Here is a 25,662-nt window from a genome sequence, read left to right on the forward strand (position 1 = left end):
CAAAGGGTTAAGGGTTAAGGGGCGGTTGGGGGCGCAGGCCGGGAAGGGAGCGCCTAGATCCCGCCGGGGGTGAAGTCGTGGCCGTTCGTGGCGAGCCCGTCGGTCAGGCTGTCGACGCAGCTGCGCAAATCCGCTTCGTCGACCGATCGGATGACGAAATTGGCGCCGACCTTGCCCTCCTTGAAGAAGGGATAGGAGCCGATCTGACAATTCGCATGCGCTTGCTCGACTTCGCGCAGCAGGTGCGCGACCTCGCTTTCTGCGATCCAGCAGCCGATGGTTTCGGTGAGCAGCGGCTGGCCGCCCTCGAGCTGGCCGGTAAGCGCGTCCAGCATGCCGGCGGCGATATGCGGGACGCCGGCCATCAGGATGACGTTGCCGCGGCGGATGCCCGGCGCGCCCGACATGCGGTTTGCGATCAGTTCGGACCCGTCGGGCACCCGCGCCATTCGCAAACGGCCTTCGTTGAGGCCCCCCTTGTCGGCATAATACCGTTCGAGTAGCGCGCGTGCCTCGGGATGGATGACGACCTCGACGCCCAGCGCTCTAGCGACCGCGTCGACCGTGATGTCGTCGTGGGTCGGGCCGATGCCACCGGTCGTGAAGAGATAGTCGTTCCCTTCGCGCAGCGCGTTCACCGCCTCGACGATGCGGTCCTCGTCATCGGCGACGACACGCACTTCGGAAAGGCGGATGCCCTGCACCTGCAGCCAGCTTGCGACCTGCGCGATGTTCTTGTCGTGGGTTCGGCCCGAAAGGATCTCGTCGCCGATGACGACGAGCCCTGCGGTCCAGATTTTGTCGGGGGCATTCATGTCCGCGGGACTAGGCGAATTGCGCGTCGGCACAAACCCCTTTTGCGCAGGCCCCTCTAGGGTGGGTGCGGCAGCATTACTCCGCCGCTTCGAGCTGCTCCTCATGCGCATGTGCGCCCGTATCCGAAGACGCGAACGTCAGGATCCCGTCATCGACCGGGTCGCTCGCCATGCGCTTGCGATCGACGACATATTCCTGGTTTAGCCGCCATGGATATTCGGTGGCGTTCTTGGGGTTGATGTCTCTGGCGCGCGCGAGATATCCGCTCGAATAGTCGCCGAAAATGTCTTCTTCCTCGATACCAGCCTCCATCGCCGGGGTGAGGACGGGGGTGACGATATCGGCGCCGCGCTCGCGCATTTCGTTCAGAACGCGGCACACATAATCCGAATTGATATCGGCGCGCAGCGTCCAGCTCGCATTAATGTAACCAAAGACCACCGCGAGATTGGGCAGGTTCGAATACATGCAGCCCTTGTAATAGAACCGCTTCGAGAAATCGACCGGTTCGCTGTTCATGCTGATGTCGATTTTGCCCGCGATGGCGAGCTTGAGCCCGGTCGCGGTGACGATGATGTCGGCTTCGACCAATTCGCCCGATTTGAGCCGCACGCCGCCCGCTTCGAAGCCTTCGATATGGCCGGTCACGATGTCGGCCTTGCCCGCCTTCATCGCCTCGAACATGTCGCCATCGGGCACGAGGCACAGCCGTTGTTCCCAGGGATTGTAAGGGGGGTCGAAGGCCTCCTTGTCGTAATCTGGACCCAACGCCTTTCTCAGCCCCTTGCGCAGGTTCTTCTTCGCTTTTTCCGGCTTGTTGCGCGCGACCTTGAAGGTGACATCCTGCATCCAGATGTTCCTCGCCCGGGTGATGGCATAGGCGAGTTTTTCCGGCAGAATTTTGCGCAGCGTATTGGCGAACCAATCCTTCGCCGGGCGCGAGACCATCCAGGTGGGCGTGCGCTGCAGCATCGTGACTTTTGCCGCCGTCTCGGCCATGGCAGGCACGATCGTAACCGCCGTCGCGCCCGATCCGATCACCAGCACCTTCTTGTCCGCATAATCGAGGTCTTCGGGCCAGAACTGCGGATGGACCACTTGCCCCTCGAACTCGCCGAGGTCGAAGCCCGCATCATGCGGTTCGTCGTAATCGTAATAACCCGAACCGAGATAGAGGAAATTCGCGGTCGCATGGGTGCGCGAGCCGTCCTCCTTTTCCATCTCGACATGCCAGCGCCCCTCGTCCTCGCGGAAATCGGCAGCGGTTACCTTGTGGCCGAAACGAATGTGCTCGCGGATGCCGCGCTCGTCGACGATGCGGTTGAGATAGTCGAGAATGGCGGGCGCGTCGGCGATGCTCTTTTCGTGGCGCCATGGCTCGAAATCGTAGCCCAGCGTGTGCATGTCGCTGTCCGAGCGGATACCGGGATAGCGGAACAGATCCCAGGTGCCGCCGAGACTCTCGCGCCGCTCGACGATGGCGAAACTGTGCCCCGGCGCCTTCATCTGCATATGCGCCGCCATGCCGATGCCGGAAATGCCGGCGCCGACGATCAGCACGTCGAAATCGGGTTGGGTGGCTAACATACGAAAAGGCCTCTCTTTGTCCTGGGGAGCGAATGTAAACATAGGAGGGGCGCAAAAGCGAGTCTTGATGGCGTTTTGCAACTGACTTCGGAGCGTCAAGGCGTTACCGGCCTGTCGCATGGTTCGATCTTTCCGCACGCTCGTCTCCCTCACCGCCCTGGCAGCTTCCAGCGCCGCTTTCGCGCAGGAGGAAGAGGAGGAGAGCGAGGAAGACGCACCGCAGATTGTGGTGAGCGGCGAGGGACTCGAACCCGCTCTGTCGAACATCGTCTACTCGACCACCATCATCGAGCGCGAAACGATCATCGCCAGCGCCTCTGGCCGGATCGACGACGTGCTGCGCAATGTTGCAGGGTTTCAACAATTTCGCCGTTCGGACAGCCGCTCCGCCAATCCCACAGCGCAGGGGGTGACCCTGCGCGCGCTCGGCGGCAATGCGACCAGCCGCGCGCTCGTCCTGCTCGACGGCGTTCCGATCGCCGATCCGTTCTTCGGCTATATCCCCCTGAGCGCGATTGCACCCGAGACCCTCGAGCAGATCCGCGTGACGCGCGGCGGGGGATCCGGGCCGTTCGGAGCCGGCGCGCTGGCGGGTACCATCGAGCTGGACAGTGCAGGGCCGCGTACAGTCGGACCGGTCGCGGCGAGCCTGCTGGCGAACAATCGCGGTGCGACCGAGGCGACCGGCGTGGTGACACAGGAATTGGGCGCCGGCTTCGTCGTGGCGAGCGGGCGCTGGGACCGGGGGCGCGGATTCTTCACCACGCCCGAAGACCAGCGCGTACCCGTCACCGCGCGCGCGGCTTTCGACAGTTGGCAAGTGGGCCTTCGCGCCGCCGCGCCGCTCACTCCCGACATCGAATTGCAGGGCCGCGTCGCATTTTTCGACGACGATCGCACGCTGCGCTTCGAAAGCGCGGATTCGCACCATGAAGGCCAGGACGCCTCGATCCGGCTGATCGGCCGCGGCGCGTGGGAATTCGACGCACTCGCCTATGTCCAGGCGCGCAATTTCTCGAACGTCGTCATCAGCTCGACCCGCTTCGTGCCAGTGCTCGATCAGCGCAGCACGCCGTCTACCGGGCTGGGCGGAAAGCTCGAATTGCGCCCGCCGGTCGCCGAGGGTCACGATCTGCGCATCGGCGCGGATTATCGGCGCAGCGACGGCGAATTGCAGGAAGACGCCTTCAGCGCCTTCACCGGCCTGTTGCGCGAGACCCGGCGCGCAGGGGGCGTGACCAGCAATCTTGGGCTGTTCGTCGAGGACGACTGGTCGATCGGACCGCTTGTGGTCACCGGCGGCCTGCGCGCTGATTATACGCGGATCGAGGACGGCTTCTTCCGCGCCGTAGATGCGAACGGCGCGCTGGTGAGCGAAACCGTCGCGCCCGATCGTTCGGACTGGAGCGCGAGCTGGCGCGTCGGGGCCTCGCTTTACGCCACCCGCCGGCTCGATCTGCGCGCCGCCGCCTATACCGGGCTGCGCCTGCCGACGCTGAACGAGCTCTACCGTCCCTTCGTGGTCTTCCCGGTCGTGACGCAGGCGAATGCCAATCTCGAGAACGAGCGGCTCGAAGGGTTCGAAATCGGGCTCGGTTGGCAGCCGGTCAACGCGATCGTCCTTTCTCTCACCGCCTTCGACAATCGGGTCGAGAACGCTATCGCCAATGTCACGCTGGAGCCCAATCTGCGTCAACGCCGCAACGTGCCCGCTATCGACGCGCAGGGGATAGAGGCGGGGGTCTCGGCGCAGCTCGGCGAAGTCAGCCTGGAAGGTTCGCTCGCCTGGACCGATGCGCAGATAGACGGGACGGACGAGGACGACGCTTCCGCGCTGGCGCTCGACGGCAATCGCCCGCCGCAGACCCCGCGCTTCGCCGCCTCCGCCACCCTCGCCTACGAACCCGCACAGGGCTGGCGCCTTGCGGGGACCTTGCGACATGTCGGCGCGCAGTTCGAGGACGACCAGGAAACAGACCGCCTGCCGCCGGCCACCACGCTCGACCTGTTCGCGCAAGTCCCCCTCGCCGGCCAGTTAAGCCTCGTGGCGCGCGCCGAAAACGTATTCGACGAGACAATCGTAACGCGAAATGCGGGCGGCGCGATCGACCTTGGCGTTCCAAGGACATTCTGGCTGGGCGTTCGGCTGGGAATATAGCGACGTAACAAAGTTACTCGAATTCGCGTCGACAAAGCGCAATGCTGCGCTGCAACAGAATATGTGACATTATTGCATCATCGGCGCGGTAAGTCGCCGTGCTCTCTTGGCACCGGCAAAAGCGCTGATAGTCTCCCACTTCTGAACCATACCGGCGCAAGATCGGGTGGATGTGGAGAGGGAAAATTATGCGCACAGCTGCAGTCTATGCCGCGGGCCTCCTGGCCTGCAGCGCGATCACCGCCCCGGCGGCCCTAGCTCAGGACGAGGGCGGAGACGTGTTCACCCCGCCCGAAGACGACCGGGTCATCATCGTCACCGCCACCCGCCGCGCGGAAAACCTGCAAGAAGTGCCGCTCGCCGTCACCGCGGTCAGCACCGAGGATCTCGACCGGCAGGGCGTGACCGACATCCGCAACCTCGCCGCCGTCGCGCCGAGCTTCAACATCAACTCCTCCGACACCGAGACGCAGGGAACCACGATACGCATCCGCGGCGTTGGCACGACCGGCAACAATATCGGCCTCGAAAGCGCGGTCGCGGTATTCCTCGACGGGGTCTATCTCTCGCGTCCGGGCGCGGCGCTGGGCGATCTCGTCGATGTCGAGCGGGTCGAGATCCTGCGCGGGCCGCAGGGCACCCTGTTCGGCCGCAACACCACGGCAGGCGCGCTCAACATCACCACCAAACTGCCCGATCTCGACATCGTCGAAGGTTTCGCCAATGCAAGCTACGGCAATTTCGATTTCGTCAACGTCCAGGCCGGCGTCAGCCTGCCAGTGGTCGACGATACGCTCGGCGTGCGCCTGTCGGGCGCCTATCGCCGCCGCGACGGGGTCTTGACCAACCAGCTGGGCGAAGACTTGAACGACCGCGATCGCTATTCGCTACGCGGCCAGGTCTATTGGGAGCCGAGCGCCGATGTCTCGCTGCGCCTGATCGCCGACTTCGCAAGCGCCGACGAGAGCTGCTGCGCCGCCCTGATCGTGCGCGAAAGCGAACTTTTCAGCGCGCCCGCCCTCATCGCAAATGGTCTGCCAGCCGATGGCGGCGCGCCCTTCATCGGCGAGGAATTTCTCGACCAGCGGCTGACCAACACCACCAGCGATCTCGTCAACGGTTATGACAATCTCGGCCTGTCCGCCGAACTCAACTGGGACTTCAGCGACAGCGCCTCGCTCACCTATATCGGCTCGTGGCGCGATTTCGATGATTTCAGCTCACGCAGCACCGACTTCGTCGGGCTGGCCGTGTTCTCGGTCGGTGAAGGCGACTCGATCTTCGACGGTGGCGGACCGAACCGCGGCGAGATCGAGACCTGGACGCACGAATTGCGCCTTCAGGGCGAAGCCTTCGACGATGTGCTCGAATGGCTTGTCGGCGTCTATTATTCGGACGAGCAGATCAGCACGCAGCGCGGTGTGCTCGGTCTCGGCCCCGATTACGAGGCATATATCAACACTTTCCTGCTGTCGGCCGGACAGCCCGATGCAGACACATTGGCCTTCATCGGGACGGGCGGTCTGCAGGGCAATCCCAACGCCGTCACCGATGCGGTGTTCACCGGCGCTTTTGCGGACAACCGTTTCTCGCAGGATGCCGAAAGCCTCGCATTCTTCACCCATAACACGGTGAATATCACCGACACGCTCGGCTTCGTCTTCGGCCTTCGTTACACCGAGGATCGCAAGGATGGCGCGTTCGAACAGGCGGCGGCGTCCAATCCGGGCTGCTCGGCCACCAATCCCGCATTCGGCGCGACGGGCTTGAACGGCCTGCTATGCTTCGCCTTTGCATCGCCGGTGGGCGACGCGGACACGGTCGGCCTGCCGCGCGAATTCGGCAATGGCGCGCTGGGCGGCGCGTTCGACGAATTCAACGACGATCAACTGATCTACACTGCCAAGCTGCTGTGGGAACCGACACCCGACATCAACACCTATCTCAGCGTGACCACCGGCTACAAGTCGGGCGGGTTCAACCTCGACGCCTCGGCAACGCTTGAAGCGGCGGATAATCCTGTGGGCGTCGCCGATCCGCGCTTCGATTCCGAGACGATCGACGCCTACGAACTGGGGGTCAAGACGACGCTGTTCGGCGGCGATGGAACGCTCAACATTGCCGTGTTCCACCAAGAGCTCGAAAACTTCCAGGTGCTCGAATTCACCGGCGTCTCGTTCCAGACCTTCAACGTGCCGAGCGCCAAGGCAACGGGCTTCGAGATCGATTTCAACGCGCAGGTGACGCCCACCTTCGCGCTCAACGCGGCGATGACCTATTCCGATGCGCGCTATCCCAGCGATTGCATCGAAGGCGATATCAGCGCGCTGGTCGCGGCGGGGCTGGTCGAAACCGCGGCCAATCTGTGTGGCGCGGATTTGACGAACGCGCCCGCTTTCGTCGGCAATCTCGGACTCATCTACGAGAACGAGATCACCTCGTCGGGCTGGGTGATGACCGCGAGCGCGAATATGCGCTACGAATCCGATCGGCGCACGAGCACGCAGCCGAGCGAAATCGGCGCTGCCTTCACCACGCCGCTGCCCTTCGACGTACAGAACGGCAATGCCCGCATCAACGCGCGACTCGGCTTCACGACGCCGGACGAGGCCTTCACCTTCGAGGTCTGGGGGAACAACCTCACCGACTACATTGCGCGCAACGTGACTTTCAACACACCTTTGCGCGGGACGGCCAATGTGCGCTCGCGCGGCGCCTATATCGAAGATCCTCGCACCTACGGTGTCACGGTGCGTACCAAGTTCTAGGCACCCGGATTCACAGAAGCAGAAAGGGCGGCCCGGTCAGACCGGGCCGCCCTTTCCTGTTGCGATAGCGGTTGGACGCAGGCCGTTACATGCTCCGCGCAATCAGCATCTTCATGACTTCGTTCGAACCGCCGAAGATGCGCGTGATGCGGCTGTCGCGGTACATCTTCGCGATTGGGTATTCGTTGATATAGCCAGCCCCGCCATGCAGCTGCAGGCATTTGTCGACGACCTCGCCCTGCAACTCGGTGGTCCAGTACTTGGCCATCGAAGCGGTCGCGACGTCGAGCTCGCCCTTCAGCAGCTTGGAAATGCAGTCATTGACGAAAACCCGCGCCGCGGTTCCGCGTGCCTTGAGGTCGGCGAGGGTGAACTGCGTGTTCTGGAAATCCCAGATCGTCTGGCCGAAGGCCTTGCGGCTCTTCACGTAATCGACCGTCACGTCGAGCGCCTTCTCGATCGAGGTGCACGCGCCCATCGCGATGACGAGGCGTTCCTGCGGGAGCTCGCCCATCAGCTGGTAGAAGCCCTTGCCCTCGACCCCGCCGAGAACGTTCTCGGCCGGCACGAAGACGTTGTCGAAGAACAGCTCGGACGTGTCGGCGGCGTCCATCCCGATCTTGTCGAGCTTCTTGCCGCGCTGGAACCCGTCCGCGCCGTCGGTTTCGAGCAGCATCAGCGAGATGCCCTTGGCGCGCTTCTTGGGATCGGTCTTGGCGACGACGACGATGAAGTCGGCAGTCTGACCGTTCGAGATATAGGTCTTCGCGCCGTTGATGCGGTAGCCGTTGCCGTCCTTCAGCGCGGTCGTGGTGATCGACTGGAGGTCCGACCCCACGCCCGGTTCGGTCATCGCGATGGCGCTGACGAGATCGCCGGTGACGAGGCGCGGAAGATACTTCTTCTTCTGCTCCTCGGTGCCGTGACGCACTAGGTAGGGCAGGATAATCGTGTTGTGCAGCGAGGCCGCAAAGCCGTCGACCTCGTGCTTCGCCTGTTGGTCGAGCACCACCATGTCGTGCCGGAAATCGCCGCCATGGCCGCCATACTCCTCCGGCACCGACACGCCGAGCAGGCCCGCCTGCCCCGCCTCGCGCCAGAATTCGCGTTCGACCTGGCCGTCCTCGCGCCATTTTTCGACGCGTTTTTCGGGCGCGTGCTGCTGATAGAACTTGCCAACGGCGTCGGCGAAGATCGAGATTTCCTCGTCTTCCATGAATTCCGGTTGGGGCACGTCAATGACGGGCATGATGTTCTCTCCTGATTGATCCCAGATAGATACGGGTCCCGGCGCTTTCTGGAGGCGCGGTGGCCCGGTAGTTCGCTTACTTGCCCTTCCAGTTCGGGGCGCGCTTTTCGGCGAAGGCGGCGGCGCCTTCGCGGGCGTCCTCGGAAACGAAGACCGGCGCGATCAGCTGCGCCTGCTTCTCGTAGCGCTCATCCATGTCCCAGCCGCGCGATTCCTTCATCACCTGCTTGGACACGCGCACCGCGAGCGGACCATTGGCCGCGACCTTCTTGGCGAGCGCCTTCGCCCCGTCGAGCGCCGATCCATCGACCACTTCGTTGATGAGGCCGAGCTCGTAGGCGCGCTGCGCAGTGATGAACTCGCCCGTCAGCGCGAGCTCCATCGCAATCCGCTCGGGGATCTGGTCGGGCAGCATCATGACCCCGCCGGCGGCGGCGACGAGGCCGCGCTTGGCTTCGGGAATGCCGAACTTCGCATCCTTGTGCGCGACGACGAGGTCGCAGGCGATCATCAGCTCGAGCCCGCCGGCGAGAGCATAGCCTTCGACTGCCGCGATCAACGGTTTGGCAGGCGGCGCCTGAACCACGCCGCCGAAGCCGCGCCCTTCGACCGTCGGGCTTTCGCCGCGCAGAAAGCCCTTGAGATCCATGCCGGAGCAGAACGTCCCGCCAGCCCCGGTCAGAATGCCGACGCGCAGATCGTCCTCGCTGTCGAGCCGATCCATCGCTGCCGCAATCCCCTCCGCCGCCGCTTTGCTCATCGCGTTCTTGGCTTCGGGACGATTGATGGTGACGATCAGCACGCCATCGTCGACTTGCGTCAAAACTTCTTCGCTCACGGACGGTGTCTCCCAAGATTGCGAATTGAAACGTAAATGTTGTGCAAGGAGTGCAGGGGGCTTACGGCTGCGTCAACCGCAATTTCGCTAATGATGAGAGAGGAACCGGCATGGCAGAGGCATATATCATCGACGCAGTGCGCACCCCGCGCGGCATCGGGAAACAGGGCAAGGGCGCGCTTGCCGAGCAGCACCCGCAGCATCTCGCCGCGACGGTCCTGAAGGCGATCAAGGAGCGCAGCAATCTCGATACCTCGACTGTCGACGATGTCATTTGGTCGGTCTCGACGCAGGATGGGATGCAGGGGGGCGACCTTGGCCGGATGGCCGCGCTCGATGCAGGTTATGACATTACCTCGAGCGGCACGACGCTCGACCGCTTTTGCGGCGGCGGCATTACGAGCGTGAGCCTCGCCGCAGCGCAAGTGATGAGCGGCATGGAGGATTGCATCGTAGCAGGCGGCACCGAGATGATGAGCCTGACCGCCGCGATGTCGAAAGAGAAAATGCAGGCCGGGCTGAAGCCGCCGATGATGGGCAGCTACAACGAGCGCCTGCAAAAGGTGCACCCGCAATCGCACCAGGGCATTTGCGGCGACGCCATCGCGACGATCGAGGGTTTCACGCGCGAAGAGCTCGATCAAGTCGGTTACCGTTCACAGCAGCGCGCGGCCGAAGCCATCGGCGAAGGACGCTTCGACAAGTCGGTCGTGGCGGTGAAGAACGACGATGGCACCGTGGTGCTCGACCGGGAGGAATACCCGCGCCCGCAAACGACGATGGAGGACCTCGGCAAGCTCGAACCCGCCTTCACCAAGATCGCCGACGTGCCGCTGGATAAGGAAGGCACGACCTTTCGCGGTCTCATCAACCAGAAATATCCCGATGTCGAAATCGAGCATTTCCACCATGCGGGCAATTCCTCCGGCGTTGTCGACGGTGCCGCCGCGGTGCTGGTGTGCTCGAAGGAGTATGCGCAGAAGCACGGCCTGAAGCCCCGCGCGCGGATCGTGCAGACTGCCAATATGGGCGATGATCCCACGCTGATGCTCAACGCGCCCGTACCGGCGGCGAAGAAGGTACTCGAAAAGGCGGGCATGACATTGGACGACATCGATCTGTTCGAGATCAACGAAGCCTTTGCCGTGGTCGCCGCCAAGTTCGTGCGCGATCTCGGGCTCGACTGGGATAAGGTTAACGTCAATGGTGGCTCGATCGCGCTGGGCCACCCGATCGGGGCGACCGGCTCGATCCTGATCGGCACCATCCTCGACGAACTCGAACGCCGCGACCTCAAAACCGGCCTCGTGACCATGTGCGCGGCGGGCGGTATGGCGCCAGCGATCATCATCGAGCGGGTGGACGATTTCGTTGACTGAAGCGCCCGATAACACCCCGGTCGTCATCGGGGTCGGGCAGTATTCGGAGCGTGTGGGAGAGCCCGGTTACGAGGCGCTCTCCTATATGGACCTCGGCGGGCGCGCGCTAGCCGAGGCAATCTCTGACTGCGCGGCGGAGGGGTCGGTGGCCCAGGCCATCGACACGCTTGCTGCGATCCGCGCCTTCGAGATGTCGCGCCCCGACCGCGCGCCCCCTTTCGGCGGCTCGAACAATGTGCCGCGCAGCTTCGCCAAGCGGGTGGGCGCGGACCCGGAACGCGCGATCCTCTCGACTACCGGGGGCCAATACAACCAGAAGCTGGTCGGCGAATTCGCGCAGGACATCGCCGAGGGCCGCAGCGAATGCGCAGCCATAGTCGGGTCGGAGGCGATCTCGACCGTTCTAGCCTTAAGCGCGAAGGGCGAGAAGCCCGACTGGTTGGAAGAGGTCGAAGGCTCGCTCGAAGATCGCGGATATGGTCTTGAGGGGATGCTCGAACCCGCGCTTTTCGCTCATGGTGCAACGGGCGCGATCCCGCTCTACGCCATTGCCGAAAATGCGCGCCGCGCGAACCTGGGCAAAGGGCTGGAGGAGTACCGCCGCGATATCGGCGAGTTGTTCGAACCTTTCACTAAGGTCGCTGCGGCCAACCCGCATGCCGCCGCTCCTAAGGAGCGCAGCGCCGAAGAGCTGGCCACCATAACCGAACGCAACCGCATCGTCGCCGAACCCTATCCGCGCATGACGGTCGCGCGCGATCAGGTAAACCAGGCCGCCGCCATTATTATTGCAAGCACAGCCAAGGCGCGCGAGCTCGGCGTGCCGGAGGAAAAGTGGGTGCATATCCATGCGGTCACCTCGGCGGTCGAGCTCGAATTGTCAGCGCGACCCGATCTCTCCGCCAATCCTGCCTCGATCGCCTCGGTCGAGCGTGCGCTTGGCATTGCGGGCAAGAGCATGGACGAGATGGCCTATCTCGATTTCTATTCCTGCTTCGCGATCCCGGTTTTCAACCAGTGTGACCATTTCGGACTGTCGCCCGATGATCCTCGCGGGTTGACGTTGACCGGCGGGCTGCCTTTCTTCGGAGGCGCGGGCAACAATTACTCGGCGCACGCGATTTGCGAAGCCGTCGAACGCGTGCGCGCCGATCTCGGAAGCTTCGCGCTTGTGGGCGCGAATGGCGGCTGGATGAGCAAATACGCGACCGGCATCTATTCGACGCAGACCGCCGACTGGTCGCAGCAGCGCGTTGCCGAACTTCCTAAGGCCGACGATGCGGTGGTACGAGGCGCGGCCCCCTTCGATAGCGCAACGATAGAAAGCTATACGATAAATCACACGAAAAAGGGCCGCGATGCCGTCTTCATCGGACGCAACGACGCGGGCGAACGGGTAGTCGGAAATGCCGACCTTTCGCACGAGCTGACGCGCAAAATCTTCGAGGGTGGCGAACCTTTCGGCGCGCGACTATCGGTGAAGCGCGACGATCGTGGGCGAAATATAGGACAAGTCGCCTAACCCCTTATATTGCATATCAGCCGGCCTCCATTGTCGCCGGCTCATGCGCAACGTCTTGCGGCCCGAACTCCTTGGTGGTCGCCGCGAATTCGAGCATGATGCCGTTGGGATCGGTAAAGTAGACCGAGCGCACGAAGACCCCGTCATGCATGTCCTCTGAATAGCCTTGCGGGCTGTCGTCGTGATTGAAGACCGCCGGCGTTAGCTCGACGCCCGCGTCCTGAAGGCGCTCTATCGCCGCCTCTAGCTCGTCCTCTTCCATGTCGAAAGCGAGGTGGTTCATCGAACCCACCGCCGTTTTCGCGTCATAGGGAAACTTTTTCACCGATGCGATGCCGGGCGCAGCGGGCGGCGCATCCTCCCACCAGAAGAAAGCGACGCTGTTCCCGCCGCCGCAATCGAAGAAGAAATGCTGCCCACCGTCGGGCAGTTGCACCGTCTTGAAGAGCGGCATTTTCAACACCTCGGTGTAGAAATGCATCGTCTCTTTCATGTCACGGCATACCAGCGCGATGTGGTTGATACCCTTGGTCTTGATCATCGGCTCGTCTCCCTCTTCGGAACGTAGCCTGCACCAAGCCCGTTGGTTAGGCAAACGCAGACCGCATGATCGGGCTTTGACAAATCGGGCACGGAGGCGTATTTAGTTACAAACGTAACTATTCTGACATATCGGAGAACCCGCGCTCATGACCAAGCATCCCGGAGACCTGTTCGACAATCCCGCCGGCCTCGACGGGTTCGAATTCGTCGAATTCTGCGCGCCCGAGAAAGGCGTGCTCGAACCGGTTTTCGAAGCGATGGGCTTTACGCGCGTGGCCAAGCATCGCTCGAAGGACGTACATCTGTGGCGCCAGGGCGGCATCAACCTCATCGCTAATTACGAAGCCAAGAGTGCCGCCTGGTACTTTGCTCGCGAGCACGGGCCGAGCGCCTGCGGCATGGCATTCCGCGTGCGCGATGCGGCGAAAGCTTACGATCACTTGCTTGAAGCGGGCGCCGAACCCGTTCAGGTCGAGACAGGCCCGATGGAGTTGCGCATCCCCGCCATTCGCGGCATCGGCGGCGCGATCCTTTACCTCGTCGATCGCTATGCCGGCGCCGAGGACAAGAGCCTGACCATCTACGACATCGATTTCGACTACCTGCCCGGCGTCGATCCCTATCCCGAAGGTGCGGGCTTCCACACGATCGATCACCTCACACACAACGTCTACACCGGCCGGATGAAGTACTGGGCGGATTATTACGAGACGCTCTTCAACTTCCGGGAAATCCGCTTCTTCGACATCAAGGGCGAATATACGGGCCTCACCTCCAAGGCGCTTACGGCTCCCGACGGCAAGATCCGCATCCCGCTCAACGAAGAGGGTGAAGGCGGCAAGGGCCAAATCGAGGAGTTCCTGCGCGAGTTCAATGGCGAGGGCATCCAGCATATCGCGCTGATCTGCGACGATCTGGTTGCCTGCTGGGACCGGCTCAAAGACTTCGGCGTGCCCTTCATGACCGCGCCACCAGAAGCATATTACGAGATGCTCGACGAGCGTCTGCCGGGTCATGGCGAGAACGCCGACGAACTCAAGATGCGCGGCATCCTTCTCGATGGCACCATTGAGGACAGTCAACCGCGACTGCTGCTTCAGATTTTCGCCGAGGCCCAGGTCGGCCCGGTCTTCTTCGAATTTATCCAGCGCAAGGGCGATGATGGCTTTGGCGAAGGCAACTTCAAGGCCCTGTTCGAAAGCATCGAGCGCGACCAGATCGCGCGCGGAGTGCTGGAAGGCGCTACCAAACCGGTGCCCGAAAAGGTCGAGGGAGAGCCCGCAGAATGAGCCACCCTGTGAAACTGGGCGGTGTCCACCATGCGGCCTATCGCTGCAAGGACGCCAAGGAGACGGTCGAGTGGTATGGCCGGGTGCTGGGCATGGACTATACCACCGCCTTCGCCGAGGATCACGTGCCCTCGACCGGTGAGTACGATCCCTACATGCACGTGTTCCTCGATGCGGGGAACGGTAATATCCTCGCCTTCTTCGAACTGCCGAACCAAAAGGATATGGGCCGCGATGAAAACACGCCCGCCTGGGTGCAGCATCTGGCTTTTCGCGTTCCGGACGAGCCGGCGCTGATCGCCGCGAAGGAGCATATCGAGGGTGAGGGGATCGACGTGCTCGGCCCCACGCATCACGGCATCTTCAAGTCGATCTATTTCTTCGATCCCAACGGCCACCGCGTCGAACTGGCCGCCGATATCGGCACCGATGAGCAATATGCGGAGCTCAAGCGCGTCGCACCGCTGATGCTCGAAGAATGGAGTGAAACGAAGAAAGCGCCGCGCCACGCCGACTGGCTGCACGAAATCGCGCGCGAGCAACACGGCAACGCCTGACGGCTGCGGACTATACGAAAAAGAGGCGCGAAGGTCTCACCTTCGCGCCTCTTTTCTGTTCGCGAGATAACTTCGATCAGAAGCCGCCCTGCACCCCTATGAAGAAGAACCGTCCGCGCGGGCTCACCGGGCGGGCCAGGCTGCCGAGGAAGGGTTCTTCGTCGAACACATTGTTGATGCCGCCATAGAGCTGGAACTCATCCGTGACGTCGAAGCTGATGTTGAAATCGTGCTCCCAACCATCGCCGGTGGTGAGCTGCGAGGGATCGGCGAGGTTCTCGTTAGGGCTGACCACAACCTGTCCATCGATGATCTCGACGTCGGTTGCTGCGGCATTGGTGAATTGTAGCGCCGAATCCTCCCAGCGCGTGCGCCAGCCGACATTTAGGCGATCCAGTTCCCAGTTGACCCCGAAATTGACAATCCAATCGGGGTTGCCGATCACGCCTAGAAGGTCGCTAACCGTCGCCTGGTCGGCGATCAGCAGCTCCTGCTGGATCGGATCGGGCTCGGTCGCGATGGTCTCGCCGATGACCGGATCGCTCTCTGTGAACCGCTCGATAAAGTGCGAGCCGGCCGCCCGTAGACGGACCACGCCGAGATCGCCGCCCCCAAACGGGAAATCGAACTCGTAACGCGTTTCGAAATCGACACCGCGGGCTCTTAGGAAGGCAAGGTTGATGTTGCCCGAGGTGAAGCCCGAGATCGCCCCGCCATTGGCCGGGTTGCGCTCGATGGCGTCGCAGAACTGGTTGTCGGTCGAAGGCAAGTCTACGCAGGCCGCCGCGATCGCCGCGCCCGTGAGACTGCCGACAGCGTTCTCGATCTCGATGTCGTAATAGTCCGCGATCAGGACAAAGCCGTCGAGCGCGCCGCCGAGAATGCCGCGCGGCTGGATGATGCCGCCAACGGTGAAGCTGTCCGAGGTCTCTTCGATGAGGTTCGGATTGCCCCCGGTGGTGCCGGTCACGAAGGCGGTCAGGAAGTCCGAGGAATCGAAGCCCGCATCTACGAACTCAAGGCAGTTGGTCGGGCGGTTCGCCGAGCCGTTGTTGATATTGCCTTCGTCGCACGGATCGGCATCGACCCCGATGAAAGCGGCCGCTTGCGGCCCGAAAAGCTCGCCGATGTTCGGAGCTCGGATTGCGCGAGAGAGCGTGCCGCGGAAGGTCAGCCAGTCGAAGGGCGAATAGATCGCACCGAACGAATAGGTCTCGGTTGTGCCGATCGTGTTGTAATCCGAGATACGGCCCGTCGCCGAAACTTCGAGCATCTCGACGAAGGGCAAGTCGGCAAGCAGCGGCAGGCGAATCTCGCCGAACCCCTCATAAACGCTAATGCCCTGACCGTCGGTTGGTGAAGGGCTGATGATTACGGAGTTGTTGGTGACGACATTGCCTTCGATCTGGAAGAAGGCGTCGGGCACGAATCGCGACGTGTCGCGGCGATATTCAAAGCCGACCGCATAGCCGATGGGGCCACCGGGCAGCTCGAAAAGGTTCGCGCTGTCGCCCGAGAGGACTGCCAGGAACTGCTGCTGTTCGATCTCGGTCGTGTCGAGCAGGTTGGAAAATGCGAATTCGGCACCGGCTCCGCCGATCGAATTCGGGCCGAGGATGTTGATCGGCGCGCAGCGGCCATCGCCGATTTGGTAGGTGACCGGACGCGTGCGCCCGCCCACATCGACGCCGTCGATGATGGTGCCGGGCTCGAACAGCGGCGGGCCGCCGACAAACTGTGCAGCCGGTGCGGGTATACCGGTCACTTCCGAGCGGCAGACAATATCCCCAACCTGCGCAGTGTCGCCGGTAATCTGAATATCCTCGCCGTTGCGGATTGCGTTCAGCGTGCCGATCCCGTCGTCGATGTCGTCCTGCGTCAGGGCGACCGCGTCGATGGCTGCGAAGTAACGGTCGTTTAGCCGCGCACCGCGGAACGTGTCGTCCACATCGGTCTGCCCCCACGTGTAAGACAGTTCGAGGTTCGTGTTACTGTCCGGCGCCTCCCAGCGCAGTCCGCCCGATGCGCGGATCGTGGTGCGTTCGACATCGGCACCCGAATTGGTTTCCGAGGCAAGGTTGTCGCGCGCGACGAAGATGCTCGGTGTGCTGTCGGGATCCAGTGCGTCGACCACGGCAATCTGATCGACCAGCGCTTGCGGCAGGAAGGGGTTGTCCAGTGCGATCGGAATGTCGTCGGAGAACGGGATGCCCGCGATATTGCTGGCCTCGACATAGGAGAACTTCGCATCGGCGAAGAAGGTGACGTTGGGCACCACTTCATAATCGAACCCTGCCGCCGCGTTGAACCTGCTCAATGCGGGGATCAGGGTCTGTCCACGGGCCGTCTCGCCGATTTCGATCCCGTCCCCGCCACTTGCGTTGAAAGCTCCTGTCGAGATGCCTGGATTAAAAGCGCGCAAATTGCCGTTCGCATCGACGATCTGAAGCACCGGTATGTTGGTACCCGGGATGTTCGGTATCGTGTCGGTGTCCGGATTGAAATTGGTCACGAAGGACTGGAGCTGTCCGAAGGGAAAGGCGAAGGGCGTCGGGTCGAGCGCGATCGTCGAACCTCGGCTCGAGACCGGAAGGCGGCGATCTGGGATGAAAGCGTTTTCAGCATCGGGATCGAGGCCGAGCAACTGGTTGATGAAGGGATTGGACGGATTGAGGTCAGCAAAGCCCGGACCAGCGAAATTCGGCCGGTCGGCGTTTACGATACCGGCTGAGTCGGCGTATTCCACCGCGAAGACCGCGCTGCCGCGACCATCGTTGAACGTGCCGCCGCCGGCGAGCGAGCCGAAGAACTCTTCCGCATCGCCCTTGTCGCTAATCCCCGTTTGAAGGCGATACTCGATGCCGTCGAAGTCGCGGCCATCGCGCATGATGTAATTGACGACGCCCGAAACCGCGTCGGCGCCGTACACGCCAGAGGCGCCGCCGGTCAGAACTTCGACAGTGGCGATAAGCGCCGTGGGGATCGATCCGACATCGACCGTCGCCGTGCCTTCGATACCGGGCACGTGCCGTCGGCCATCTTGCAAAACAAGCGTCCGGTTGGTGCCGAGCTGGCGCAAGTTCAACGTGCTGGCGCCGGTCAGCGCGAGACCTTGCGCAGTGGCGAGCGTAGCAGGATCGGACCCTTGTAGTGCAGGAATCTCGCGAAGGGTCTGCGAAATGTCGATCTCACCCGCCTTGCGGAATTCCTCGTCGGTGATGACCTGGACGGGGCTGGGCAGCGAAAGGCTCGTATCGGTCGCGATGCGCGAGCCGGTGACGACGATGCGGTTATCGACCTGCTCGTCCTCCGGTGGCGGCGTCGTCGGCAGGGTTTGTGCCTGCGCCGCGACCGCCATGCCGCTCGCCGCGGTGAGAAGCAGAGCGTGTGCGGAAAGTTTGAACGCGGTCATGAACGAAATCCCCCTGTGGAAACGAAATTGCCTTTTTGCAGCGCAGCATGCTGTCGAGTGCAGCGGTCTCCTGTCAAGGGCCGTGCGGCAGAAATGTTCAAGTTCCCCGAACGAGAGGCAACATAGTAACAATTGGGCCACACTTCGCTATTGCGCTGCGCAGTCCCGCGCTTGACCCTTGGGCGATTTGTTCACACACACGCCCACTTCACGAGGGGACCAGGGGAGCCGAGCGCCTTGTTTACGATCGACCTTTTACGTCGCGGACTGACCGCTTTGCTGGTGGCACTCGCGGCCGCCGCCCTCACACCGCAGGGTGCGGCGGCGCAGTCATTTCTCGAAGGCGAGTTCGATGCGTCGATCCCCACGCTGACCGAGACGATCGGTCACGAACCAGGCACTCGCATTACGTCGCCCGAAGAGGCGCTACGCTATCTCGAGGCTCTGGTTGCGGCAGCGCCAAATCGCACGCGGATGGTGCAATATGCGACCAGTTGGGAAGGGCGGCCGCTGCATTATGTCGTGGTAAGCGCGCCGCAGAACATGGCGCGGCTCGAGGCGATCCGGTCCGATCTTGCGGAAATTGCCGCGGGCCGGCCCGGCAATGGCGAGGCGCTGCCGGTAACCTGGCTCGGCTACAGCGTGCACGGCAACGAGATCACGCCGACCGATGCCGCGCTGATGACGCTCTATCATCTGCTCGCCGCGCGCGGAGATTCGCGCATCGAGCAAATCATGAACGAAACCGTCGTCATTATCGATCCGCTGCAGAACCCCGATGGGCGCGCGCGCTTCGTCAACCATTTCCGCGGAGCGGTCGGCATCTTGCCTTCGCCCGACCGCCAGGCTGCCGAACATGACGAAACCTGGCCGAGCGGGCGGGTCAATCACTACATGTTCGATCTCAACCGTGACTGGTTTACGCTGAGCCAGCCCGAAACCCGAGGCAAGGTCGCCGCGATCCGGCAATGGAACCCGGTGGTCATGGTCGATCTTCACGAGATGAGCGGGGACGACACCTATTTCTTCTCGCCCGCCGCGCAGCCGATCAATCCCAACATCACCGCCGATCAGCGCCGCGCCTACGAGATCATCGGACGCAACAACGCCGCGTGGTTCGACCGGATCGGCGAGACGTATTTCACCCGCGAAGTCTACGACCTGTTCTACCCGGGCTATGGCGACACCTGGAACGCGCATAATGGCGCGATCGGTTCGACTTACGAGCAGGGTTCGCCGCGTGGACTGGTGCTGGAGCGGCGCGACGACAGCGTGCTTACCTATGGCGAGGGGGTGCGCAATCACTTCATCGCGAGCCTGGGGACTGCCGAGGCGGTGGCGATGAATGCCGACCGCTTCCTGGCCGATTTCGCCGCCTACCGTGCCGCCAATGCGAATGGTGCGGCGGGGCGCGGGTCTTATGTCATCGATCTTGCGCAGCGCCGCTGGAATGCCGAGACGCTTGGCCGAAAGCTGGCGGCGCAGGGGATCGAGGTGCGCCGCCGGGATGGGTCCGCGTCGGTTTGCGGTCGCAGCTATCCGCAAGGTTACATCGCGGTCCCTCAGGCGCAGCCCGCGGCGCGGCTGGTGCGCAGTCTGCTCGACCGCGACACGCAGTTGCCGCCCGAATTCGTGCGCGAACAGGAACGGCGGCGGGCCGAGGATCTGCCGCACGAGCTTTACGACGTGACCGCCTGGTCGGTCGGGCTGATGGCGGGCGTCGATGTTGCCCTATGCAACGGCGCGGTCGCCGGCGCGCCGCTCGCCGCCGACCAGCCGATCGCGCCTATCACCGGAGGCGAAGGGAGTTTCGCCGTCGCCGTGCCGTGGACCGATAGCGGGCAGGCACGGCTGGTGACGCTGGCACTTCGCGAAGGGCTCGAGGGGCGCATAACCGACGAAGCCTTCACCTCGCAGGGCCGTCGTTTCCCGCGCGGCACGGTGGTGTTCGCGAGCGCCGCCAACTCCCCCGGGGCGATGGCGCGACTGGATGCGCTGGCCCGCGAGGTCGGCGGAGAGACGGTCGCGCTCGCATCGAGCTGGGTCGAGGACGGCCCCAATCTCGGCAGCGATGCCTTCGTGCGCCTGTCGCTGCCCCGTGTGGCAATGGCTTGGGATGAGGGTGTCTCGCAATTGAGCGCAGGCGCGATGCGCTACGTGCTCGAACAAAGGCTCGGCCTGCCTGTCACGCCGATCCGCACGGGCCGCTTCGCGCGGGCCGATTTCAGCGATTACGACGTCGTCATCCTGCCCGACGGATCGCCGCGCGCTGCGCTCGGCTCGGGCGGGATCGAGACTTTGGAAGGCTTCGTCGAACGCGGCGGGGTGGTGGTGGCGATCGGCGATGCGTTGCGCGCCTTGTCGAACGGCGACGATGCGCTGTTGTCGATCCAGCGCGAGGCGGCGCTCGGCCTTTCCGGCGAAAACGAGGAGGACGAGGCCGGCGCGCTCGCCGAAGCGCGCGAGATTACGAGCGAGGACGAATATCGCGACATCATCGCCGACCAGGAAGCGCTGCCCGATACGCTGCCAGGCGCACTCGTCAACACCGTCGCGGACCGCGATCATTGGCTCTCGGCGGGCTATGACGAGGGCGCCGTGGTGCTTGCCGATGGTGCGCAGATCTACGCCCCGCTCGATCGCTCGGTCGGCGTAAATGCATTGCGCTTCGCCGATGCCGATCGGTTGGTCGCGAGCGGTTATGTGTGGGATGAAAACCGGCGACAACTGGCCTTTAAGCCGTATCTGATGGCGCAACCCACCGGCCGCGGTCTTACAATCGCCTTCACCCACGATCCCACGACGAGGGCCTATCTCGACGGGCTCGACCTGTTGATCGCCAACGCAGTGCTCGTGGCGCCTTCGCGGGTGCGGTAGGTAGGCTGCGGGGGTCGTCTTCGAACGCAAGCGTATCGGCGCTTCGTCGATGGCTCTGGCGCTTTCGCGGAAAGACGGAACCGCATTGCCGCTATATCTGCGTAACACACCTCTGACCGGCGAAGGGACTGCTTATGCTCGAACTCAAGAATGTCAGCCATCTTTACCCCAACGGGGTGCGCGCGCTCGACGATGTCAGCTTGTCAATTTCTAAGGGGATGTTCGGGCTGCTCGGGCCCAACGGCGCGGGCAAGTCGACGCTGATGCGGACCGTGGCGACGCTGCAGACCCCGACCTCGGGCAAGATCCATTTCGACGATATCGATATACTGGCCGAGCCAGAGGCTTTGCGCCGGCGATTGGGCTATCTGCCGCAGGATTTCGGCGTCTATCCGCGCGTTTCGGCCTATGACATGCTCGATCACATGGCGGTGCTGAAGGGGATCGCATCCAGGGCGGATCGACGCGACACGGTCGAAACATTGCTCAACCAGACCAACCTGTGGGCGGTGCGCAAGAAGGCGATTGCCGGCTTTTCTGGCGGGATGCGGCAGCGTTTCGGCATCGCTCAGGCGCTGATCGGTAATCCGGACCTCATCATCGTCGACGAACCGACCGCCGGGCTCGATCCCGAGGAGCGCAACCGTTTCCTCAATCTGCTCGCCGAGATCGGCGAGAATGTCGTCATCATCCTCTCGACCCATATCGTAGAGGATGTAGCCGATCTGTGCCCGGCAATGGCGGTTCTGGTCGGCGGCTCGATCCGCCTCGAGGGCGCGCCGCGCCTGCTGATAGAGCGCGCGAAGGGGACGATCTGGGCCAAGACCATCGAGCGCAGCGAGCTCGATGCCTATCGGTCGATGTATGAGGTCATCTCGACGCGCCTGTTCGCCGGCGAGACCATCATCCACATCCTGTGCGATCACGATCCGGGCGACCGGTTCCGCGCGGTCGATGGCGGACTCGAAGACGTCTATTTCTCGACCCTGGCTGCCTCGCGCCGCAATCGGACGAGCGGAGAAGTGGACGAAGCCGCGCAGGCCGCCTGACGCCACGGGGAAGGGGAGGGAAAACGGATATGTTCGCTTCGATCGCGCTGTTCGAATTGCGCTATCAGCTTCGCAACCCCGTCTTCTGGGTCGCGCTCGCCATCTTCTTCCTGCTCACCTTCGGGGCGACCGCCTCATCGGACATCCAGATCGGTAGTGGGGGCAACGTCAACGTAAACAGCCCCTTCGCGATCCTGCAGACGCAGATCGTCCTCACCCTGTTCTACATGTTCGTGACCACCGCCTTCGTCGCCAATGTGGTCGTGCGTGACGACGAAAGCGGCTTCGGACCGATGGTGCGCAGCACGCGGGTGTCGAAGTTCGACTATCTCATCGGCCGGTTCACAGGTGCGATGCTGGCCGCCCTCGTCGCTTTCCTTGTCGTGCCGCTCGCGATCTTTGTCGGCTCACTGATGCCGTGGATCGATCCCGAGACCGTGGGCCCGAACGTGCTGTCCCATTACGCGGCCAGCTACGCATTGTTCGCCGCGCCCAACATCGTGCTGTTCTGCGCCGCCTTCTTCGCGGCGGCGACCATCACGCGCTCGATGATGTATTCATACCTCGCGGTGGTCGCATTCCTCGTCCTCTATCTGGTCTTCAACGCGCTCGTCGGGGGAGAGCCCGAATATCGCGAGCTTGCCGGGCTGCTCGATCCGCTGGGCTTCAGTGCGATCGCGACCGAAACACGTTACTGGACCGCGGCGGAATCGAACACGCGCCTGCCCGATTTCGCGGGCACGATCCTTGCCAACCGGTTACTGGTGCTTGTGCTCGCCGCCGCGGCGCTCGCGCTGGCCTTGTGGCGGTTCCGCTTCGCCGAACGCGCGCTGTCCGCCCGGCGCGCGAACAAGGCGGCGCGAAAACAAGCGCGGCTCGCGCGGGTCAATCCGCGGATCGTCGAGACCCTGCCGGCGAGTAACCCCGACCGGGCGGGGCTTGCGCGGTTCGTTACCACCACGAAATTCGAAATTGGCCAGGTTCTGCGCAATCCGGCCTTTATCGTCCTGCTCATGCTCGGGCTCTTCAACAGCACCACCGCGCTGCTGCTGGGCAACGATCTTTACGGCACGCCGCCGATACCTGCGACTTTCGCGCTCCTGCCATTGTTGCAGGGCACCTTCACCCTCATTCCCCTGATCATCGCGATCTACTATGGCGGCGAGCTCGTCTGGCGCGACCGCGATCGCAAGTTCCACGAGGTCGTGGACAGCACCTCGCTGCCTGGCTGGGCCTATATGGTGCCAAAGACCATCGCGGTTGCGTTCGTGCTGCTCGCGACACTGCTCGTCTCGGTCGTCGCGGCGATGATCGTCCAGGCGATCCGCGGCTATTTCAATTTCGAGTTCGACAAATATTTCGCCTGGTACATCGCGCCGACGACGATCGACATGCTGCTGATCGCTGTGCTTTCGGTCTTCGTGCAGGCGCTGAGCCCCAACAAGTATGTCGGCTGGGGCATCATGGTGCTCTATCTCGTGGCGGGGATCACGCTGGACAGTCTCGGCTTCGATCATCCGCTGCTGCTTTACGGCACGACCGGCCTTGCGCCGCTTTCCGACATGAACGGCGACGCGGTAGGCGGGGCGCTTGGCTGGTGGCTGCGGCTCTATTGGGGCGGGTTTGCGCTGCTCCTCGCGGTATTGGCGCATTTGCTCTGGCGACGCGGTTCGGAGACCCGGCTCACTCCGCGCCTTTCGCGCCTGCCGCGGCGCGTCGTATCGGGCGCGGGCGCGCTCGGCCTTGCCGGACTGCTCACCGCGTGCGGCACGGGGGCGTTCCTCTACAGCCAGATGAACGTCGAGAACACCTATCGCAACCAGGACATGATCGAGGAACGGCTGGCCGATTACGAAAAGGCCTATCTCGGCTTCGAGACCCTCAAGCAACCCTCGCTCACCGACGTGACGCTCGACATCGAAATCTTTCCCGAGGAGCGCCGGATGGAGGCCGAGGGCGCCTATCGCATGGTCAACGATACCGGCACGCCGGTCGAGACATTGCATGTGCGGCTGAACGATCTCGACACCGAATTGCTCGACGTGGAAGTCGAGGGCGCCCGCCTCGAGCGCGACGACGCGCGGTTCCAGCATCGCATCTACCGGTTCGATTCCCCGCTACAGCCGGGCGAGAAAGCGGGGCTGACCTTTAAAAGCCGCCGCTGGCACAAGGCGCTGAGCAAGGACGGATACGGCACGCGGTTGGTCGAGAACGGAACTTTCCTCAGCAACGCGGAATTTTCGCCGCAGATCGGCATGGATCGCAACGGTCTGCTGTCCGATCGCGCGACCCGGCGCAGCTACGGCCTCGAACCCGAATTGCGCCCGGCGAAGCTCGAGGACGAGAGCGCGCGCGAGCGAAATTATATCGGCAATGTCGACTGGGTGAACTCCGATATCACCATCACCACTTCGGCCGATCAGACGCCAGTCGCGCCGGGCAAGCGCGTCTTCGACGAAGTGCGCGGCGAGCGACGCACCGCACGTTTCCGCTCGACCGCGCCGATCCTTGCTTTCTTCTCGATCCAGTCCGCCGATTACGAGCTGGCTACTCGCAAGGCCGACGGTGTCGAGCTGCAAGTCTATCACGACGCGCAGCATCCCTACAATGTCGAGCGGATGCTCGATGCGATGGAAGCGTCGCTTAGCTATTACCGCGAGGCCTTCGGCCCGTACCAGTTCGACCATGCGCGGATCATCGAATTTCCCGGCTATGCGAGCTTCGCGCAGGCCTTTGCCGGAACCATGCCCTATTCGGAAAGCATCGGCTTTCTCGCCGACTTCGCCGATCCGGGCGAGATCGACTACGTCACCTACATCACCGCGCACGAGGTCGCGCATCAATATTGGGCTCACCAGCTGATCAGCGCCGAGCAGCAGGGCGGCACCATGCTGGTCGAAACGCTGGCCCAATATTCCGCGCTGATGGTGATGAAGGAGCTCTACGGCGAGGATCAGATGCGTCGCTTCCTCAAATACGAGCTTGACAGCTATCTGAATGCGCGTGGCAGCGAGGCGATCGAGGAACTGCCGCTCGAGCGCGTCGAGAACCAGGGATACATCCATTACCGCAAGGGATCGCTGGTCATGTATCTGTTGCAGGACAGGCTGGGCGAAGCGCGCATCAACCAGGTGCTTTCCGCGCTGCTCGATCGCTATCGCTTCAAGAGCCAGCCTTATGCAAGCTCGCGCGACCTAGTGGACGGTTTCTTCGAGCTTGCCCGCAGCGAGCAGGAGCGCGACCTGGTGCGCGACCTCTTCCAACGGATTACGCTCTACGATCTCAAGGCGGAGGAAGCCGAAGTCGTCGAGCTCGGCGATGGCCGGTTCGAGACGACGTTCACCGTCGCGGCCACCAAGTTTTACGCCGATGGTCAGGGCGTTGAAGCCGAAGCTCCCCTTCGCGATTCCATCGATATCGGTCTCTTCACCGAGCGCCCGGGAGCGGGCGAGTTCGCCAGCGAAAACGTGCTTTTGATGGAACGCCGGACAATCCGCTCTGGCGAACAGCGGATCCGCGTGGTGACCGAACGGCGCCCGGCCTATGTCGGGATCGATCCTTACAACAAATATGTCGACCGCAATTCCGACGACAACCTTGTGGCCGTTAGCTGACCTG

The 25,662-nt window shown here is 63.0% G+C and carries 15 protein-coding genes; 9 read left to right on the forward strand and 6 right to left on the reverse strand.

All coding sequences use genetic code 11. The features are described 5' to 3' along the window. Positions 1–53 precede the first annotated feature (53 nt). Both V2I30_RS13635 and V2I30_RS13640 read right to left on the reverse strand, forming a co-directional pair. Positions 54–815: a competence/damage-inducible protein A gene (locus V2I30_RS13635; protein WP_330662723.1), complete on the reverse strand. Its 762-nt coding sequence runs from the start codon at positions 813–815 to the stop codon at positions 54–56. A gap of 76 nt (positions 816–891) precedes the next feature. Next, positions 892–2,403, reverse strand: a complete 1,512-nt coding sequence (locus tag V2I30_RS13640) for a flavin-containing monooxygenase (protein ID WP_330662724.1) — start codon at positions 2,401–2,403, stop codon at positions 892–894. Between the two features lie 118 nt (positions 2,404–2,521). Here V2I30_RS13640 and V2I30_RS13645 point away from each other — a divergent pair, with 118 nt between their 5' ends. Together V2I30_RS13645 and V2I30_RS13650 are read left to right on the forward strand one after the other, a co-directional pair. Beyond that, complete coding sequence (locus V2I30_RS13645; protein ID WP_330662725.1) at positions 2,522–4,561, forward strand: TonB-dependent receptor; 2,040 nt, start codon at positions 2,522–2,524, stop codon at positions 4,559–4,561. Positions 4,562–4,749: 188 nt separating this feature from the next. Next, positions 4,750–7,329 carry a TonB-dependent receptor gene (locus V2I30_RS13650; RefSeq protein WP_330662726.1) on the forward strand — a complete coding sequence of 860 codons (2,580 nt, stop codon included), beginning with the start codon at positions 4,750–4,752 and terminating at the stop codon, positions 7,327–7,329. An 85-nt stretch (positions 7,330–7,414) separates the two neighbouring features. Here the strand turns inward: V2I30_RS13650 and V2I30_RS13655 are convergent, their stop codons facing one another. Together V2I30_RS13655 and V2I30_RS13660 are read right to left on the reverse strand one after the other, a co-directional pair. After that, entirely contained in the window at positions 7,415–8,578 is a 1,164-nt protein-coding gene (locus V2I30_RS13655; RefSeq protein ID WP_330662727.1) for an acyl-CoA dehydrogenase family protein, read from the reverse strand. A gap of 76 nt (positions 8,579–8,654) precedes the next feature. After that, positions 8,655–9,416, reverse strand: a complete 762-nt coding sequence (locus V2I30_RS13660) for a crotonase/enoyl-CoA hydratase family protein (RefSeq protein WP_330662728.1) — start codon at positions 9,414–9,416, stop codon at positions 8,655–8,657. 110 nt (positions 9,417–9,526) lie between these two features. Here V2I30_RS13660 and V2I30_RS13665 point away from each other — a divergent pair, with 110 nt between their 5' ends. Continuing rightward, positions 9,527–10,795 (forward strand): acetyl-CoA C-acetyltransferase, encoded by a 1,269-nt coding sequence (locus tag V2I30_RS13665; protein ID WP_330662729.1) that lies wholly within the window; start codon positions 9,527–9,529, stop codon positions 10,793–10,795. Continuing rightward, positions 10,788–12,317: an acetyl-CoA acetyltransferase gene (locus V2I30_RS13670; protein ID WP_330662730.1), complete on the forward strand. Its 1,530-nt coding sequence runs from the start codon at positions 10,788–10,790 to the stop codon at positions 12,315–12,317. Before V2I30_RS13665 ends, V2I30_RS13670 begins: the two co-directional genes overlap by 8 nt. A gap of 16 nt (positions 12,318–12,333) precedes the next feature. On the opposite strand, the gene V2I30_RS13675 is transcribed toward V2I30_RS13670, so the two are convergent. Continuing rightward, positions 12,334–12,858, reverse strand: a complete 525-nt coding sequence (locus tag V2I30_RS13675) for a VOC family protein (protein WP_330662731.1) — start codon at positions 12,856–12,858, stop codon at positions 12,334–12,336. Between the two features lie 148 nt (positions 12,859–13,006). Between V2I30_RS13675 and hppD the strand changes: the two genes are divergently transcribed. Then, a complete protein-coding gene (hppD, locus tag V2I30_RS13680) occupies positions 13,007–14,149 on the forward strand; it encodes a 4-hydroxyphenylpyruvate dioxygenase (RefSeq protein WP_330662732.1) in 1,143 nt (380 codons plus the stop codon). After that, on the forward strand, positions 14,146–14,706 hold the full coding sequence (locus tag V2I30_RS13685; protein ID WP_330662733.1) for a VOC family protein: 561 nt from the start codon (positions 14,146–14,148) through the stop codon (positions 14,704–14,706). Before hppD ends, V2I30_RS13685 begins: the two co-directional genes overlap by 4 nt. A gap of 76 nt (positions 14,707–14,782) precedes the next feature. On the opposite strand, the gene V2I30_RS13690 is transcribed toward V2I30_RS13685, so the two are convergent. Next, positions 14,783–18,118, reverse strand: a complete 3,336-nt coding sequence (locus tag V2I30_RS13690; protein ID WP_330662734.1) for a TonB-dependent receptor domain-containing protein — start codon at positions 18,116–18,118, stop codon at positions 14,783–14,785. Between the two features lie 237 nt (positions 18,119–18,355). Between V2I30_RS13690 and V2I30_RS13695 the strand changes: the two genes are divergently transcribed. The 3 genes from V2I30_RS13695 (at position 18,356) to V2I30_RS13705 (ending at position 25,658) form a co-directional block, all read left to right on the forward strand. Beyond that, the gene (locus V2I30_RS13695; protein WP_330662735.1) at positions 18,356–20,995 is read left to right on the forward strand and encodes a M14 family metallopeptidase; all 2,640 of its coding nucleotides are present in this window, start codon (positions 18,356–18,358) and stop codon (positions 20,993–20,995) included. 134 nt (positions 20,996–21,129) lie between these two features. Further along, positions 21,130–22,044 carry an ABC transporter ATP-binding protein gene (locus tag V2I30_RS13700; RefSeq protein WP_330662736.1) on the forward strand — a complete coding sequence of 305 codons (915 nt, stop codon included), beginning with the start codon at positions 21,130–21,132 and terminating at the stop codon, positions 22,042–22,044. Between the two features lie 29 nt (positions 22,045–22,073). After that, positions 22,074–25,658 carry an ABC transporter permease/M1 family aminopeptidase gene (locus tag V2I30_RS13705; RefSeq protein ID WP_330662737.1) on the forward strand — a complete coding sequence of 1,195 codons (3,585 nt, stop codon included), beginning with the start codon at positions 22,074–22,076 and terminating at the stop codon, positions 25,656–25,658. Positions 25,659–25,662 lie beyond the last annotated feature (4 nt).

The organism is Erythrobacter sp., from assembly GCF_036351135.1.
In the GTDB taxonomy this organism is placed as follows: domain Bacteria; phylum Pseudomonadota; class Alphaproteobacteria; order Sphingomonadales; family Sphingomonadaceae; genus Erythrobacter.